This window comes from Longibaculum muris, from assembly GCF_004343035.1.
Classification (GTDB): Bacteria; Bacillota_I; Bacilli_A; order Erysipelotrichales; family Coprobacillaceae; genus Longibaculum; species Longibaculum muris.
This window is the reverse complement of sequence record NZ_SMCQ01000011.1, coordinates 42,032-59,040: the sequence shown is the minus strand read 5'-3', so window position 1 is coordinate 59,040 and position 17,009 is coordinate 42,032. Positions and strand designations below refer to the sequence as shown.

17 protein-coding genes are annotated in these 17,009 nt (G+C 31.2%); 14 read left to right on the top strand and 3 right to left on the bottom strand.

Annotated features, from left to right (window positions below):
* Positions 1 to 10 precede the first annotated feature (10 nt).
* Together EDD60_RS08710 and EDD60_RS08705 are read left to right on the top strand one after the other, a co-directional pair.
* Positions 11 to 1,429: a glycoside hydrolase family 1 protein gene (locus EDD60_RS08710; RefSeq protein WP_066449844.1), complete on the top strand. Its 1,419-nt coding sequence runs from the start codon at positions 11 to 13 to the stop codon at positions 1,427 to 1,429.
* On the top strand, positions 1,413 to 2,447 hold the full coding sequence (locus tag EDD60_RS08705; RefSeq protein ID WP_066449847.1) for an NAD-dependent epimerase/dehydratase family protein: 1,035 nt from the start codon (positions 1,413 to 1,415) through the stop codon (positions 2,445 to 2,447). Before EDD60_RS08710 ends, EDD60_RS08705 begins: the two co-directional genes overlap by 17 nt.
* Positions 2,448 to 2,453: 6 nt before the next feature.
* Here EDD60_RS08705 and EDD60_RS08700 read toward each other — a convergent pair whose 3' ends face one another.
* The gene (locus EDD60_RS08700) at positions 2,454 to 3,485 is read right to left on the bottom strand and encodes a LacI family DNA-binding transcriptional regulator (protein ID WP_066449855.1); all 1,032 of its coding nucleotides are present in this window, start codon (positions 3,483 to 3,485) and stop codon (positions 2,454 to 2,456) included.
* A gap of 266 nt (positions 3,486 to 3,751) precedes the next feature.
* Here EDD60_RS08700 and EDD60_RS08695 point away from each other — a divergent pair, with 266 nt between their 5' ends.
* The 11 genes from EDD60_RS08695 to EDD60_RS08645 all read left to right on the top strand — a co-directional run bounded on the left by EDD60_RS08695 (position 3,752) and on the right by EDD60_RS08645 (position 13,272).
* Complete coding sequence (locus EDD60_RS08695; protein ID WP_066449868.1) at positions 3,752 to 5,164, top strand: glycoside hydrolase family 1 protein; 1,413 nt, start codon at positions 3,752 to 3,754, stop codon at positions 5,162 to 5,164.
* A gap of 66 nt (positions 5,165 to 5,230) precedes the next feature.
* The gene (locus EDD60_RS08690) at positions 5,231 to 5,881 is read left to right on the top strand and encodes a ribulose-phosphate 3-epimerase (RefSeq protein WP_066449871.1); all 651 of its coding nucleotides are present in this window, start codon (positions 5,231 to 5,233) and stop codon (positions 5,879 to 5,881) included.
* A 10-nt stretch (positions 5,882 to 5,891) separates the two neighbouring features.
* Complete coding sequence (locus EDD60_RS08685) at positions 5,892 to 7,346, top strand: glycoside hydrolase family 1 protein (RefSeq protein ID WP_132226370.1); 1,455 nt, start codon at positions 5,892 to 5,894, stop codon at positions 7,344 to 7,346.
* 12 nt (positions 7,347 to 7,358) lie between these two features.
* Positions 7,359 to 7,658: a PTS sugar transporter subunit IIB gene (locus tag EDD60_RS08680; protein WP_066449880.1), complete on the top strand. Its 300-nt coding sequence runs from the start codon at positions 7,359 to 7,361 to the stop codon at positions 7,656 to 7,658.
* Between the two features lie 11 nt (positions 7,659 to 7,669).
* Entirely contained in the window at positions 7,670 to 8,617 is a 948-nt protein-coding gene (locus tag EDD60_RS08675) for a DUF7916 family protein (RefSeq protein ID WP_066449887.1), read from the top strand.
* A gap of 17 nt (positions 8,618 to 8,634) precedes the next feature.
* Positions 8,635 to 9,090, top strand: a complete 456-nt coding sequence (gene rpiB, locus EDD60_RS08670; protein WP_066449890.1) for a ribose 5-phosphate isomerase B — start codon at positions 8,635 to 8,637, stop codon at positions 9,088 to 9,090.
* Positions 9,087 to 9,740: a DUF4867 family protein gene (locus tag EDD60_RS08665; RefSeq protein WP_132226369.1), complete on the top strand. Its 654-nt coding sequence runs from the start codon at positions 9,087 to 9,089 to the stop codon at positions 9,738 to 9,740. The genes rpiB and EDD60_RS08665 overlap by 4 nt, the downstream gene beginning before the upstream one ends.
* Before the next feature lie 10 nt (positions 9,741 to 9,750).
* A complete protein-coding gene (gene deoC / locus EDD60_RS08660) occupies positions 9,751 to 10,455 on the top strand; it encodes a deoxyribose-phosphate aldolase (protein ID WP_066449896.1) in 705 nt (234 codons plus the stop codon).
* On the top strand, positions 10,448 to 11,803 hold the full coding sequence (locus EDD60_RS08655) for a glycoside hydrolase family 1 protein (protein ID WP_132226368.1): 1,356 nt from the start codon (positions 10,448 to 10,450) through the stop codon (positions 11,801 to 11,803). The genes deoC and EDD60_RS08655 overlap by 8 nt, the downstream gene beginning before the upstream one ends.
* A gap of 1 nt (position 11,804) precedes the next feature.
* The gene (locus EDD60_RS08650; RefSeq protein ID WP_132226374.1) at positions 11,805 to 12,776 is read left to right on the top strand and encodes a Gfo/Idh/MocA family protein; all 972 of its coding nucleotides are present in this window, start codon (positions 11,805 to 11,807) and stop codon (positions 12,774 to 12,776) included.
* Entirely contained in the window at positions 12,766 to 13,272 is a 507-nt protein-coding gene (locus EDD60_RS08645) for a VOC family protein (RefSeq protein WP_066449899.1), read from the top strand. The genes EDD60_RS08650 and EDD60_RS08645 overlap by 11 nt, the downstream gene beginning before the upstream one ends.
* Positions 13,273 to 13,363: 91 nt before the next feature.
* Here the strand turns inward: EDD60_RS08645 and EDD60_RS08640 are convergent, their stop codons facing one another.
* Both EDD60_RS08640 and EDD60_RS08635 read right to left on the bottom strand, forming a co-directional pair.
* The gene (locus EDD60_RS08640; RefSeq protein WP_132226367.1) at positions 13,364 to 14,455 is read right to left on the bottom strand and encodes a glycoside hydrolase family 10 protein; all 1,092 of its coding nucleotides are present in this window, start codon (positions 14,453 to 14,455) and stop codon (positions 13,364 to 13,366) included.
* 551 nt (positions 14,456 to 15,006) lie between these two features.
* Positions 15,007 to 15,792 (bottom strand): MurR/RpiR family transcriptional regulator, encoded by a 786-nt coding sequence (locus tag EDD60_RS08635; protein ID WP_066449905.1) that lies wholly within the window; start codon positions 15,790 to 15,792, stop codon positions 15,007 to 15,009.
* A gap of 196 nt (positions 15,793 to 15,988) precedes the next feature.
* Between EDD60_RS08635 and EDD60_RS08630 the strand changes: the two genes are divergently transcribed.
* Positions 15,989 to 17,008: an oxidoreductase gene (locus EDD60_RS08630; protein ID WP_066449908.1), complete on the top strand. Its 1,020-nt coding sequence runs from the start codon at positions 15,989 to 15,991 to the stop codon at positions 17,006 to 17,008.
* Position 17,009 lies beyond the last annotated feature (1 nt).

Here is a 17,009-nt window from a genome sequence, read left to right as displayed (position 1 = left end):
GGATAGAGAGATGAAGAAAGATTTTTTATGGGGAGCAGCCCTAAGTAATGTACAGGCAGAAGGTGGATATTTAGAAGATGGAAAGGGATTAAATGTGTATGACACATTGGTAGTGACACCAGAGAAAGGGATTGCACCAATGTTCTGTGATACAGCCGTGGCGACAGATCATTATCATCATTATAAAGAAGATATTGATTTAATGGCAGAGATGGGGTTTAAGGCTTATCGCTTTTCAGTTGTCTGGTCACGAATTCATCCGATGGGAGATGATGAACAGCCAAATGAGAAAGGTTTAGCCTATTATGAAGATATGATTGACTATCTCTTAGAAAAAGGGATAGAGCCAGTTGTTTCATTGGTACACTTTGATATGCCAGATCATTTATTAAGAGAATATAATGGTTTTTTAAATAAGAAGGTTATTGATTTGTATGCTAAACATGTTGAGACAGTCGTGACAAGGATGAAAGGAAAGGTCAAATATTGGTTGACATATAATGAAATCAATTTAGCACCTTATCAATCAGATTTAGTTGCGGGAGTATATCGTCCTGAAGGTATGAGTCAAAGTGAATTGTTTGCACAATTATCAGTGAATACAGCCGTTGCTCATGCACATGCTGTTGAAGTGATTAAAAGAGTTGATCCTCAAGCATGGGTTGGAGGAATGATTGGACATGCTCCATTCTATCCATTAACATGTCAAAGTGATGATATCATCATGGCAGATTTTAAAAACAAAATGCATAACTATTTACCATTTGATATAATGACAAATGGAGAATTACCTGATTATTTTGAAAACTTCATGAAGAATAGAAATATTCATGTTGAATTAAGTGATGATGAAAGAAAAGTTATTAAGGAATCTTCACAAAAAGTAGATTATCTTGCATTTTCTTATTATCGTAGTAATGTTCAAGCTTCGTTTAAAGATATTAAAGACTTAAATGAATTAGAAGATGCAGTTTTGTTTGATACGAGAGGATTAAAGAATCCACATTATGATGCCAATGAATGGGGATGGCAAATTGATGAAGAAGGATTAAGATATTCACTTATTGATTTATATCAAAGATATCATAAACCATTATTTATTGTAGAAAATGGGATAGGGATTGATGAAAAATTAGAGAATGGTAAAGTTTATGATGATGAAAGAATTGTTTATTATCAAAAACATATCAATAGTGTAAAACGTGCGGTTGAACATGATGGTGTTGATTTATTAGGATATTTAGCATGGAGTCCAATTGATTTTTTAAGTAGTCATAAAGAAATTAGAAAGAGATATGGATTTGTTTATGTGAATAGGGACTTTGATGATTTATTGGATTTAAAACGTTATAAAAAGAAATCATTCTATTGGTATCAAAAAGTTATCAAAACAAATGGAGAAGATCTAAAAAATGATATTGAATACTAAAACATTAAAAGTTTTATTAATTGGTGGTACAGGAACAATCTCAATGCCAATTTGTGAGAAATTAGCTATAGATCCTTCTATTGATTTATATGTACTTAATAGAGGACATAAACCATTACCAACAGGGGCTACCCAAATTATTTGTGATTTTAATGATACTGAACAATTACAAGATGTTTTAAAACAGTATAGTTTTGATATTGTATGTAATTTCATTATCTATAAACCACAACAAGCTATTCAACAAATAGAATTATTTAGAGGCAAAATACAACAATACATCTTTATTTCAACCGTTGCTACTTATAATCACGAAACAGCCATATGTATTGATGAAACTCAAGAACAAAACAATATTTACTCACAATATGGACAAGATAAAACCAAATGTGAACAATTATTTTTTAAAGCTTATCAGCAATTTGGTTTTCCCATAACGATTGTCCGTCCTTCACAAACTTATGGATATGATCGCATTCCACTAAGTGTAAAAGGTAAAAGCTGTTGGAGTGTTGTTGAGCGTATTTTAAATGATCAACCAGTTATTGTGCATGGTGATGGTAAGAGTACATGGCATTGTACTCATACATTTGATTTCGCTGATAACTTTATCCAATTGATAAATAATGAAAAAACAATTGGCCAAGCCTATCATAATATTAATCCAAGATTTGTGACATGGGATATGATTTATCATGAGTTATATCGCTTGTTGAATAAACAGCCACATATAGTGCATATTCCTAGTGATTTATTAGCGATGTCACAAAAATATGATCATACTACAGCTTTTTTAGGAGATAAACAATATTCTTGTTGTTATGATATGAGTAAAATAAAAAGAGATATTGATCATTTTGATCATCATATCTCAATTGAAAAAGGTTTAGCAATGTATTTAAAATATATGGATGCACATCCTGAATTAAAAATAAAAGATGATGAATATAATGAATGGTGTAACCATCTCATTGATATTTATCATCAAGTAGAAAAAACAGTCAAAGATAATTTATAAGACCCATCATTCTGGGTCTTTTTGAGTTGAATCACGTTGAATCACTTCAACCGGTAATATAAAACGTCTTTCTTCCATTTGAATTTCTTTATCATTCATTAAGTTTAATAATAAACTTGAAGCTTTTTGCGCTAATCCAACTGTATCTTGGCGAATTGTTGATAAGGAAGGATGACATGAATGAGATATAGAAATATCATCAAAACCAATAACTTTGACATCATGAGGAACATTAATATGATTTTCACTTAATGCGACCATAACTCCATAAGCACGCCAGTCATTTGTTGCAAAGACACCATCAAAAGGAATCTTAGATTTAATCAATTGATTCATAGCTTCTCTGGAACCTTCATAGTTAGCTGAAGAAGGATCAAGTAATATTTGTAATTCTTTATATTCTGTTAATCCATAATCTTTTAAAGCTTGACGATATCCTTCTAAACGTTGTTTGTTCACTGATAATGTTTTATTTCTAGAAACAATTGCAATCTTCTTGCAGCCTTTTTTTATCAATTCTTCAGTCGCTAGATAACCACCACTATAATGATTAGATTCAACATAATAAACATTATTATGATCTTTAGGCTTTCTATCAATACAAACAATGGGAATATTACGTGTAATAACATCCGTAGGAATTTCTTCAATTCCTGAAATACACATAATTCCATCAACCAATTTTGAATCTAAAGATTTAAAATAAGCAATTTCTTTTTGTTCATCTTGCGAAGTATTACATATAAAAACCGAATAATTCTTTTCAAAGAAATACTTTTCAATCTCTAAAACCAAATGTGAAAACCATTCATTATCAATATTAGGAACAATCAATCCAACTGTCTTTGATTTAGACATCCTTAAACTCTTAGCTGCCATATTGGTTGTATAACCATACTTATCAATAATATCTTGTACTTTTTTTCTCGTTTCTTCAGAAAAACGCCCATTATTATTAATGACTCTTGAAACAGTAGCTACTGAAACATTAGCTAATTTGGCAATTTCTTTAATCGAGATGCTTCTTTTTTTATCCATAAAATTCACTCCTATCTTTATTATATAGGTTTTTAGCAATATTTTCAAATCATTTTGTGGAAACGATTACTCATATTGTGTATAATAGTGGTAGAGTCATTTGACTCGATAAAAAATAATCTTTGCGATAACGTTTACTCAATAAAGACAGTAGTCTATATATGCTTGTCTTAACAATGGCACAAGGTGTGCCATTCACTTGTGTGGAAACGATTACCCACATGCTTTACAATAAAGCTATAAGATAACAGAAAGAAGGAAACAAAATGGCAAGCAAATTACCTCATACCTTTATGTGGGGAAGTTCGACAAATGCACAACAATTTGAAGGTGCTTGGAATGAAGATGGAAAAGGGGTATCTATTAGTGATACACGTATTTTAAAAAATGGTTATTCCAACTTTCATATAGCGAGTGATCATTATCATCATTTAGAAGAAGATTTAGATTTGTATCAAGAAATGGGATTTAATATTTATCGTTTTTCTATTGCTTGGACAAGAATTTATCCAACTGGTGAAGAAGAAACACCAAATCAAGCAGGTTTAGCATTTTATGATCGTATGGTGGATGGTTTGATTAAGCGTGGAATCACTCCAGTAGCCACTTTATATGCATATGATTTACCTCAAGCTTTAATGGATAAATATCGCGGATTCTTAGATCGAAAAGTGATTGATTTATATATCAAATATGTCAAGACAATCTTTGAACATTTTAAAGGTAGAATTAAATATTATACACCATTTAATGAACCAAATTTATTTCATCTCGATCAAGAATATATTATGGGTGATCCACATCTCACCGATAAAGAAACCTGGCAAGTTGAACATCATTTAACATTGGCTTATGCACGATGTGTCAATGCCTGTCATAAAATTGATCCAGATGCAAAAATTGGACCTAATTGTGCAACTGGCATGGTTTATCCAGCAACATGTAATCCAAAGGATGTAAGAGCTGCAGTTCATCAAATGTATATGACAAACTGGGCATATTTAGATATTTATTGTCGTGGTAGATATCCAAAATACTTCTTAAATTATTTAAAGAGTATTGACTGTATGCCGGATATGCAACCAGGTGATTTAGAATTAATTGCTTCAGTTCAACCTGACTTGATTTCAACAACTTATTATTCAACAAGTGTTGTTAAAGCCCATGAAGATGATGAAGTTTTAAAAGCAGCACCAGCACCAAAAGAAGTTCAAGAAGCTCTTGTACAATATCGTGCAGGTAACTTAAATCCTTATTGTGATGAAACAGAATGGGGATGGATTATTGATCCAGATGGTTTCTATTATCAATTAATGGAAATATATCATCGATATCAATTACCAATCTTAATTCTAGAAAATGGTATGGGAGCAACCGAAGAATTAGATGAAAATCATAAAGTTTATGATGATTATCGTATTGAATATTTAGCAAGACATATTGCCTGTATGAAAGAAGCCGTTGAAGATGGTGTAGATTTATTAGGCTATTTAACTTGGTCTGCTACTGACTTGCATTCAACAAGAGAAGGATTTGTTAAGCGTTATGGATTTATTTATGTTGACCGTTATGAACATACAATTAAATCTATGAAACGTTATCCAAAAAAATCATTTTATTGGTATAAGAAAGTTATTGCTAGTCATGGAGAGGACTTAGAAAACAATGTTGAATATTAGAAATAAAGGTGAAAACCTTTATTTCTTAAAACTTTGAGTAATCGTTTAACTAGGGGAGGAAAATAAATGGAAAAGTTATTATGCCCATCAATGATGTGTGCAAATTTTGGAAATTTAGAATTAGAAGTGAAAATGTTGGAAGAAGGAGGCGTTGATATTTTTCATCTGGATGTGATGGATGGAAGTTTTGTACCTAACTTTGGAATGGGATTGCAGGATATTGAATATATCGTGAGTCATACTTCAAAGCCATGTGATGTTCATCTTATGGTTAATAAAGCGAGTGATTATATTCAAAAATTTGCTGATATTGGGGTTCAGATTATTTATGTACATCCAGAAAATGATCCTCATATTACACGGACATTACAAATGATTAGAGATGCTCATGTTCATCCTGGTTTAGCCATTAATCCAGGAACATCAATTGAAACCATTCAAGAAGCATTGAATCTTGTCGATTATGTGATGGTGATGAGTGTTAATCCAGGGTTTGCTGGTCAAAAGTATTTAAACTTTGTTGATCATAAATTTAAACAGCTTTGTCAAATGAAAGAACAATATGGTTTTAAAGTTATGATTGATGGAGCTTGTTCACCTGAAAGAATTCAAACATTATCACAAATAGGTGTAGATGGTTTTATTTTAGGAACTTCAGCATTATTTGGAAAAGCAAAAAGTTATCAAGAAATATGTCAAGAGTTAAGACAATTATAGGAGGTTAACAATGATTAATAACGATAAATTTTTATGGGGTGGTTCAATCAGTGCTGCTCAATGTGAAGGGGCTTGGGATGAAGATGGAAAGAGTCCTGTACAAGTTGATTTCGGTGATCCTGGAACAACTTATGATCGAAGATATATTCATTATTTAAATGCCGATGGTTCAAGAGGAAAGATGCGTCAATTTGATCTTCTTCCTAAAGGTGCTAAATATGTTTTATTTGATGATGTGAGATATACGAATCATGTAGGTATTGATTTCTATCATCGTTATAAAGAAGATATTGCAATGCTTGCTGAGATGGGATTTACAACTTTTAATACAACTATTTCATGGGCAAGAATTTTCCCACATGGGGTTGAAGGTGGAGTCAATCAAGCAGGGGTTGAATTTTATCGTAATGTTTTTAAAGAATGTCAAAAATACGGGATGGATCCTGTGATCACTTTATACAAATATGATGAACCAGTTTATTTTGAAGAAACTTATGGTGGTTGGACAAATCGTGAAATGATTCATCAATTTGTTGAATTTGCTAAAGTATGTTTTAAAGAATATAAAGATTATGTCAATAAATGGTTAACTTTTAATGAAATTAATATCTTGCTTCATTTTGAAGGAAAAGGTGGTAAACAAGTTGCTTTTGAATCACTTCATCATCAAATGGTTGCTTCAGCAAAAGCTGTTATTGCAGCTCATGAAATTGATGAAAATATCAGTGTAGGATGTATGATTGCTGGTTATTGTTCATATCCATATACTTGTGATCCAAAAGATGTTCTCGCAAATTATAAGGCTTTCCAAGATAAATTTGGATATTGTGCAGATACAATGGTTCGTGGTTATTATCCTGTATATGCTTCAAGATTATGGAAACAAAATAATGTGACTTTAAATATCACAAAAGATGATGAAGAAGCTTTAAAAGCTGGTAAAGCTGATTTCTTAGCTTATTCATATTATATGTCTAATGTTGTCACAACTCATCAAAATGAAGGTGAATCATTGGATGGAGCTGGAACTTCTGAAAATCTTAAAAATCCTTATTTAAAAGCATCTGATTGGGGATGGCAAATTGATCCTATTGGTTATGAATATTTCTTGCACTTCTTAAATGATCGTTATCAAGTTCCTTTATTTGATGTTGAAAATGGATTAGGAGCTTTTGATAAGGTTGAAGAAGATGGAACAATTCATGATGATTATCGTATTGATTATTTAAGAAGTCATATTCAAAGCTTAATGAAAGCAAGAGAAGAAGGCGTTAATATTTTTGGTTATACAACATGGGCTCCTATTGATTTGGTTTCATTTACAACAGGACAAATGGATAAAAGATATGGATTTATTTATGTTGATATGAATGATCAAGGAGAAGGTGATTTGCATAGGGTGAGAAAAGATTCGTTTTATTGGTATAAAAAAGTCATTGCTTCAGATGGTAAAGATTTAGATTAGGAGGAATAAATAATGAATATTTTATTAGTATGTGCTGCTGGAATGTCAACAAGTTTACTTGTTAATCGTATGAATGAAGCAGCCAAAAAGGAAGGTATTGATGTTCATATTGAAGCTCATCCAGTTAGTTCAGTTGCTTCATTTGGGGATGCGGCAGATGTGATTTTATTAGGGCCACAAGTCCGTTTTGAATTAAAAAATGTTATAAAGATGTATCCAGATAAACCTGTGGAAGTAATCAATATGCAAGATTATGGAATGATGAATGGTCAAAAGGTTCTAGATCGTGCAAAAGCATTGTTAAATAAATAGGAGGCTAGCTTATGAAATTAGATTATCGTATTACAAGATTGATTACTGCTAAAGCAAGTGAAGTAGCCAAATATACACCAATGCAATTAAAGGAATCGATTTTAAAATCTGAAGGTCGTGTTATCATGGGACAAACATATCTTAATAATCCGATTTTAATAAATGGGTGTACAAGTACTGAGTTAATGTTTGCTTTTGGTGGCGATATGGTTATGTTAAATGGTTTTCATTTTGATAATCCTGAAGGGGCTAATGGTATGCAAGGTTTATCATTGAAAGAATTAAAGGCTTTGGTGAGTGAAAAACCAGTAGGAATTTATATGGGATGTCCTAAAGCAGATGATCAGGAATTGGCAATGGATCCTAAAAAGGCTGAAATGAGAAGTATGATGTACTCTAAAGAAAATGTTTTAAAAGCAAAAGAGTTAGGGGCTTCATTCATTGTTTTAGGAGGAAATCCAGGAAGTGGAACGTCAATTAAGGATGTCATTTTGGCAACTAAAGAAGCAAGAGAAATTCTTGGTGAAGATATGCTCATCTTTGCTGGAAAATGGGAAGATGGGATTGTTGAAAAAGTGTTAGGAGATCCATTAGCTGATTATGATGCGAAAGAAGTTATTAAAGAATTAATTGATGTAGGGGCTGATGTGATTGATTTACCAGCTCCTGGTTCAAGACATGGAATTACTGTTGAAATGATTCGTGAACTCACAGAATTTACTCATCGTTATAAACCTGGAACATTGGTTATGTGCTTTCTTGATAGTAATGTGGAAATTGCTGACCAAGATACAATTCGTCAAATTGCTATTTTGATGAAACAAACCGGGGCAGATATTCATGCGATTGGTGATGGTGGTTTTGGTGGTGGAACTTGGCCAGAAAACATTTATCAATTAGCTATTACAATGAAGGGAAAAGCTTATACTTGGGCAAAGATGGCAACCCCAAAAAGATAGATAGGAGAGAGATAAGAATGAAAATAGGAATTGGAAATGATCATGTAGCAGTAGAATATAAAAAAGAAATTACACGTTACATTGAAGAAAAATATGGTTATGAAGTTTTGAATTATGGAACAGATAGTACTGAGCGTTTTAATTATCCAATTGCTGGTGAAGCAGTTGCAAATGCAGTTGTCAGTGGTGAAGTGGATAAAGGAATTGTTATTTGTGGGACTGGTGTAGGAATTTCATTAGCTGCAAATAAAGTCAATGGGATTCGTTGTGTGACTTGTAGTGAACCTTATTCAGCGAAGCTTTCAAGAGAACATAATAATACAAACATGTTAGCTTTTGGTGCTAGAGTTGTTGGTATTGAATTAGCTAAGATGATTGTTGATGCCTGGCTAAGCGGTGAATATGAAGGTGGTAGACATCAAGTCAGAATTGATATGCTTAAAGAAATTGAAGAAAGACAAAAAAATAAGTGAGTTTAAAACAACTCCAAGAATTGAATAAAGCATATCAGATTCACAGTGTACAAGATGAAAGCTTTAAAACTTATGGAAAAATCATTAAAGAAGATGTTCAAGATGCAATCGCTTATGTATTAGCAAATGTCCATCCTCCCAAAATTGGAAATTGTTATGAACCAAGCGTTCAAGTTATTGAAGAATATTCTTCTATTCAAAGATTAAGCCAGAAAGTTTATGGATATATGGATGTTATGGCTGGCGTTGTAGCTGGGCATAATGATGTCTTAAATGGCATTGAATATCATCAGGGCAGCGAAACAATTGTCGCTGTCACTGATTATGTTCTGGTTGTTGGACATTTATGGGATATGTTAGATGATACATATGATTCTTCATTATGTGAAATCTTTTATGTCCCACAAGGAACAATTATAGAATTATGGAGTACAACGTTGCATTACACACCAATATGTGTAAGTGATGAAGGTTTTTTAACAATTTGTTTATTGTTAAGAGGAACTGGTGATAAGCTGTTAAAAAGAGGAGGAATCTTAAAAAAGAAAAACAAATGGTTTATTGCTCATTATGATAATAAAGAAAAAGTTGATTTAGGAGATTATCCTGGATTAATCGGAAAAATGATACAAATAAAATATAAAAAATGAGGTATGACAAATGACAAATAAACAAGACTTTTCTAAAGAAGTGTTGGCTGGTTATTTGGATCATGCAGTCTTAGATCCAAGTTTTACACGCACACAATTAAAAGACAATATTATGATTGGTGTAGACTATGGATGCAAAAGTGTTTGTGTCAATCCTGATGCGATTGAAATTGCTAAGGATTGTATTCAAGGATCACATACGTTACTTTGTGTCGTATGTGATTTTCCTTTTGGATCAAGTCATACACCATCAAAGTTAGCGCAAGCACAAGCGATTATTGATCAAGGGGATATTTTTGAAATTGATATGGTCGCAAATTATGGCAAAATTAAAGGTGGAGAATATGATGATGTCATTGATGAAATTAAGCAAATGAGTCAATTATGTCATCAAAATCATGTTGGATTAAAGGTCATTGTAGAAACTGATGCCTTGACTCAAGAAGAAATCAAACAAGCAGTTCGTTGTTGTATTTTAGGTCAAGCTGATTTTATTAAAACGTCAACAGGTTATTTTAAAGGGGAACATAATGTTGGAGCTTCTTTAGAAGTGATTGATTTGATTATGAAAGAAGCTCAGGGGAAGATTAAAGTCAAAGCATCAGGTTGTGTTCGCAGTAAAGAAAGATTAATTGATTTAATCAATTTAGGTATTGATAGAGCCGGAGTTGGATGTTCTTCAACAAAGAAGATCCTTGATGAAGCCTATGAATAAGAATTTTTTATGGGGAAGTTCAATCAGTGGAGGACAATGCGAGGGAGGCTTTTCTAGTCGTAAAGAAACTGTTGTTGATATTATTCCACAAGGGCGAGAAACGCGTTTTCAATATTTAGATCAACCCGGGATATATTTAAATCGACCTGAAGGTTTTTATCCTTCTCAAGCTGGGGTAGAATTTTATGAAAATTATCAAGAAGATATTGCTTTGTTTGCTAAAATGGGATTAAAAGCATTACGGTTTTCTATTCTTTGGTCACGTATCTTTTTAGATGAAAAGATGGAAGTGAATGAAGAAGGTTTAATGTTTTATGATCATGTGATTGATGAGTTATTGAAATATGGAATAGAACCTATTATTACGACAATCCATTTTGATATGCCTCTATGGGTGGTTGAAAAATATAATGGTTTTTCTAATCGTCAAACTGTTGACTTGTATCAAAAGTATGTTGAAACCATTGTCAATCGTTATCATGATCGCGTTAAATATTGGATTTCATTTTGTGAAATCAATGTGATGAATCATGCTTTATATATGGTTGGTGGAGCAATCTTAAAACCAACAGACAATCGTGAACAGGTTTTACATCTTTGTGCTTATTATAAATTATTAGCCAATGCTATATTGGTTAAAACATGTCATGATATCGATTCAACATTAAAAGTCGGATGTGAAGTTGCCGGGACACCTTGTTATCCATTGACATCTTTACCAATAGATTATGCTTTAATGATTCAAAATGAAAGAAGTAATAATCGTTATACTGATGTTATGGTTAAAGGAAAATTCCCATACTATTTTCTAAAAGAAATGCAGGATTATCAAATTGATATGCGACCTGAAGATTTACAATTTTTAAAAGAAAATACTTTAGATTTTATTGCTGTCTCATATTATAAAAGTTCACTAGCAAGCCATGAAGATGTCCAAACAAATCCTTGTTTAGATAAAACCGCATTTGGCTGGACAATTGATCCTCAAGGTTTTCGAATTATGTTAAACAACATGTATGAACGTTATGAAGTTCCAATCATGGTGGTAGAAAATGGATTAGGAACATATGATACACTTGAAAATGGACAAATTCATGATGATTATCGTATTGAATATTTACAAAAGCATATTGAACAAATGGAATTAGCTATACAAGATGGAGTTGAAATTATTGGTTATTTAACATGGTCTGCAATGGATGTTGTTTCAACAAGTGAAGGTATGATGTCAAAACGATATGGTTTTATTTATGTTGATCGTCAAGATGATGGAACTGGAAGCTTAAAACGAATCCCGAAAGATTCATTTTATTGGTATCAAAAATTAATTCAAGAAAAGGGTGAGTAAAATGATTCATTGGGGAATTATTGGCGCTGGCAATATTGCTCGTAGATTTATAAAGGGCTTGTCTTATAGCCAAAATGGGAAACTTTATGCAGTTGCTTCCCATACTGCCACTAAAAGAGCAGAATTGAAAGCTTTATATCCAGAAATTGTGACGTATGATGATTATGAACAATTATTAGATGACCCACAAGTTGACGCTGTTTATATTGCCATATGGCATAAAGAACATTATGAGTGGGCGAGACGGGCTATCTTAAAACATAAAGCCGTACTGTGTGAAAAACCAGCCACTTTATCATCAATTCAAATGCAAGACTTAGCATCACTTGCAAAAGAAAATCAGACTTTCTTTATGGAAGCAATGAAAACAAGATTTATTCCACTTGTCTTAGAATTAAAAAAACAACTTGATGAAGGGCTTATTGGTGACATATTAAGAATTGAAAACCGTTTTTGTTATGACATAACAAATGCTTCACAAACAAGATATTTATTTGATCAGGAACAAGGTGGGATTCTTAATGATGTAGGTAGCTATAATATTGCAAGTATTCTTGATTATATTGATAGTCCAGTTCAATCAATTGAATCGTCTGTGCAATATATGCAAGGTGTTGATTGTCATGATCAAATTACAATTACCTTTACAAGTGGTCAAGTTGGTTATTTGGAAATAGCTATGGATGAGAATCTTTCACCATTAATGACTATCTATGGTTCAAAAGGAAAAATAACATGTATGCCTTTCTATCGTCCAACACAAGCAACAATAGAATTAAATAATCAAGAAGCTTATCACATTCATAAAGATTATATATTTGATGATTTTTATACTGAAATAGAAGAAGTTCATCAATGTCTTAAAAATCATCAATATGAAAGTCAACGTATGAGTCTTAAAGATTCTATTGATTGTGCAATGCTTATAGAAAAAATAAAACAAACATTTAAGGAGGAAAATCATGAAATTTAATGAAGTTATGCATCTTTCTTTTTATACTGATCAAATGGATAAAATGCGAGATTTCTATGAAAATAAATTAGGTTTAAAAGCTAAAATCATTATGCGATATGCTGCTTATAAAGGAAAAAAAGAAAGAGGAGCATGGGCAGCACGTGCAGAAACGAATCCCGATGATATTGCATATATTTTTATTGAATTAGCTCCGGGTCAATATCTAGAACTTTTTCCTAAAGGTGATGGACAATTAGAACATGAAAAACCGGATACAAGATTAGGATATTCACATTTTGCTTTGATGGTTGATGATATATTTGAAGCAAGAGAAGAATTGGTCAAAGCAGGTGTAGAGATTGATATAGAACCAAATAAAGGACAATCAGAAACATGGCAGATGTGGATTCATGATCCAGATGGGAATAAGTTTGAAATTATGCAATATACAGAAAAATCACTTCAACATAGAGGAAACATTGCTGAAGATGAAGCAAAATATGGTCATTTATAATTTGAGAAAAATATTAAAAAGTCAGGGAAATCCTGACTTTTTATATAAAAATTTATTTATGTTTGTTCATCAATATATTAAAATTGATATTTTATAAACTTTCTTTAATATCTTTATTCATCAATAAACAATTCCAGCAACAGACTAAACTATCAAAGTATTTTGTGAAGAAAGTTTTGTTTTCAATAAATCTTTCTTTATTGGTGCTACAAATATGTTCAATTGGATTGATTTCAATACCAGGATAAACATCACATTTGGCTTTCTTTAAGAAATGACATTGCTTTTCTAAAGAGGTTAAAGAAATAGGAGCTAAATCAAAATATGAAGAATTTTTAAAATATTGTTTATAGGCATCATATTCATATTGCATACCTGCTGGAGCTGTTGTAAAACGATAAAACATTGGTTTTAAAAAGTCAGCTTTTTTAGATAACTCATAAATATTTTGACCACAATGATAAGCAAAGAATGGAGCATATATATCTAAACCAACTTTTAAATCTTGTGAATGGAAATAGTCACAAAGATTTCCTATAAATTCAGTAATAATATGTGCTCTTGTTTGATAAAATAAATCAACTGTTGCATCTTTGAATATATAGCGTCCATATTCATCATATTGACCATCTAATAACTTATCATCATGTTTCATAAATAAATCTTTAAGATAATCTAAATCAATACCATATTTCTTATACTCATTTTCACAACTTTCACAAAAACAACCAAAACCTTCTTCATATCCATTCGCAAAAGATGGATAGCGTATTTTATCTAAGAAGATACCATCAAAATCTAATTTAGAAATGTATTCTTGATATAAATCACAAACATGATTATAATTTCTTAAATCCGTAGGGCATAAAAATGAAAAACTTTCATCCTCAATGACTTGAACATTCTGTCCTTTTTGCCCTGTATAATTTGTTATTGTCTTGCTTTCTTTTATTAAATCTATTTCTGATAATACAGGTAACCAGAAATAACAAGCAATGTTCTTGCTGTGGAAAAAATCTAAAATAGATTGATTCAATGATTGATTTAAATGCCAACCAAATATGACAGCTTTAATTTTTTTCTTTGTTAAAATATTTTCAACTTTATTTTTGATTTGTCTAAAGTCAGTATGAGCATTTTGAAATGATCCGCTGTGAATCTGTAAAATATAGGATGGTTCCATAATTGTCCTCTTTTCTTTGTTGTTTATAAATTTATTATAGGATGTTTAATGATAATTTTAAAGAGAAACAAGAGATTATAAAATATTTATAAGTAAATAATGAAAATATTATTCTTGTTTCAAAATCCAAAATATGCTATGATATCTTTGCAAATGAAGTCACTGCTGAGAACATAGTCCTCAACAGGAAAAAGTCAGGAGATGTGACCTCCTGACTTTTCATTTTGCTTATTATCAGTTATGTCTACTATCAAGCCACTTGCAAAGAAAATATAAGACAATCCCTGCTGCGATAGAGACGATAAATGAAGTCAAAGCTTCAATAAACATAATCCTCACCTCCTTTTAAGGGAGGAACTGATAACGCACTTATTATAACATAGGATAAAAGGGTATGGGTCTCAATTTTGTCTCATTATTGTCTTATGAAAATGTAAAAAAATGAGATATATTCAATGTTTTTATGAGACATATCTGATAATTTGATGAGAATGATAAAAAGTTTTCGATATAAAAAAATCAGGAATTGAAATCCTGATTTTGAGTCTAAACTATGTTTTTTCTAATTTGTCTTTTTTTATCATTAAAATTGTTATAAGAGTATCTAAAACATAGTGAATAGATAAACCATATAACATAATACTGCTAGGTAAATGATGAAGTGATGCATCAATATATAAACTTTCATTACAAATTAATGAAAGGGTTGGATCGATAACACCAGTAATCGCAATGACACGAGAACGTCTTTTTCTTAAATAATAAGCAGCATCTACCATAGTTTGATTTTTCCCTGAGTGACTAACAACAAAAGATAAAACATCCTGGGATTGAAAAGTATCAACATAATGTTGACTTAAAGTATTAAAAGCTTGTGCACGAATACCCAAAGCATTTAATTTTAAACAAGCAGATTGAACTTCAGAATAATTATTATCATTTGCATAAAAATCAATTTGTTTAGCCTGTAACATATAATTAATCGTTCTTACAAATGATGCTTTTTGCATCATATTTTTTGTTTCATGAAAAACCTGTTGATATATTTGTGGTAATATTTCTATCACATCATTAATTGAACTCTCTTGATTAAGACGTGAAGAAATATTTTTTTGATGTAACATATATTCTTGAACATAAGTTAATTGAAAATCATGATATCCTTGAAATCCTAGTTTTTTAACAAAACGAATAATTGTTGGAGAACTTACATAGGTTAGTTGTGCAAGTTCTTTAGCATTATGTTCTAATAGACAATCAGGGTGGTCTTGAATATATTGAACAATGACTTTTTCTTGAGCGGTTAATGGTGTTGTTTCAAATAATGTTTTTATCATTTTATCACTTCCTTAATCCTATTCTATCAAAAATAATATCTTTATGAAATTAAATTTCAATTATAGAAAATAGAGAAAATGAAATCGAATTTCAGTTTCAACTGTAATCTATGAAATCAAATTACAAACTCCTTCATCTTTATATAAACTCTATTCTCTTTTATATAAAATAGAGTTATCAAAGGAGGAATTAGAAATGTTAGTAGTTGCTTATATTGGATTTGGTAATAGTGTGTGTCGTTACCATTTACCATATGTTGAAAGAAGAAAAGACACAATTAAAGTCAAATATATCTATCGTCGAGAAGAAGATAGAGTTGGTGATGAAGAAAGAGAAACATGGTATCCAGATATCACATTCACCACTGATATCAATCAAGTCATGAATGATGAAGAAGTGAATTTAATTGTTGTGAATACCCCTGATCAATTCCATGTCTCTTATACAAAACAAGCTTTAGAACATGGTAAAAATGTATTGTGTGAAAAACCATTTGCTATGACTGCAAAAGAAGCTAAAGAAGTTTTTGATTTAGCAAAAGAAAAAGGTTTAGTAGCAATGGCTAATCAAAATAGACGTTATGATGCTGATATGCGTACTGTTCGTAAAGTCATTGAATCAGGGGTTTTAGGTGATATTGTTGAATTTGAATCTCATTATGATTATTATCGTCCAAGTATTGCATCACGAAAAGGTTTTGGAATCTTATATGGATTAGCTGTTCATCCGATTGATCAAATAATCGGTCAGTTTGGTAAACCAAAGAAAATAGTATATGATTGTCGAAGTATTGATAATCCAGGTGTATCTGATGATTATTATGATATTGATTTTTTCTATGATTCGATGAAAGCAATTGTTAAAACAAGTTATTATGTAAAATTAGATTATCCAAGATTTATTATTCATGGTAAAAAAGGAAGTTTCTTAATGCCTGCTTTAGGACATCAAAGTGCTTTAAAACCAAAACCAGGACCTATTGAAATTAGTTTTGAACCATTACCTGAAGATAAATGGGGAACTTTATCTTATATTGATGATGAAGGAAATGATATTACTAAAAAAGTTCCTACTGAAATAGGAGATTATGGTATTATTTATGATAACTTATATGATGTTATTTTTAATGGTGGAGAAAAGATTGTCAAAGATGAAGAAGTCATTAAGGTACTAGAAATCATTGAAGAAGCAACAAAAGTTGCTAAGGAGGCATAAG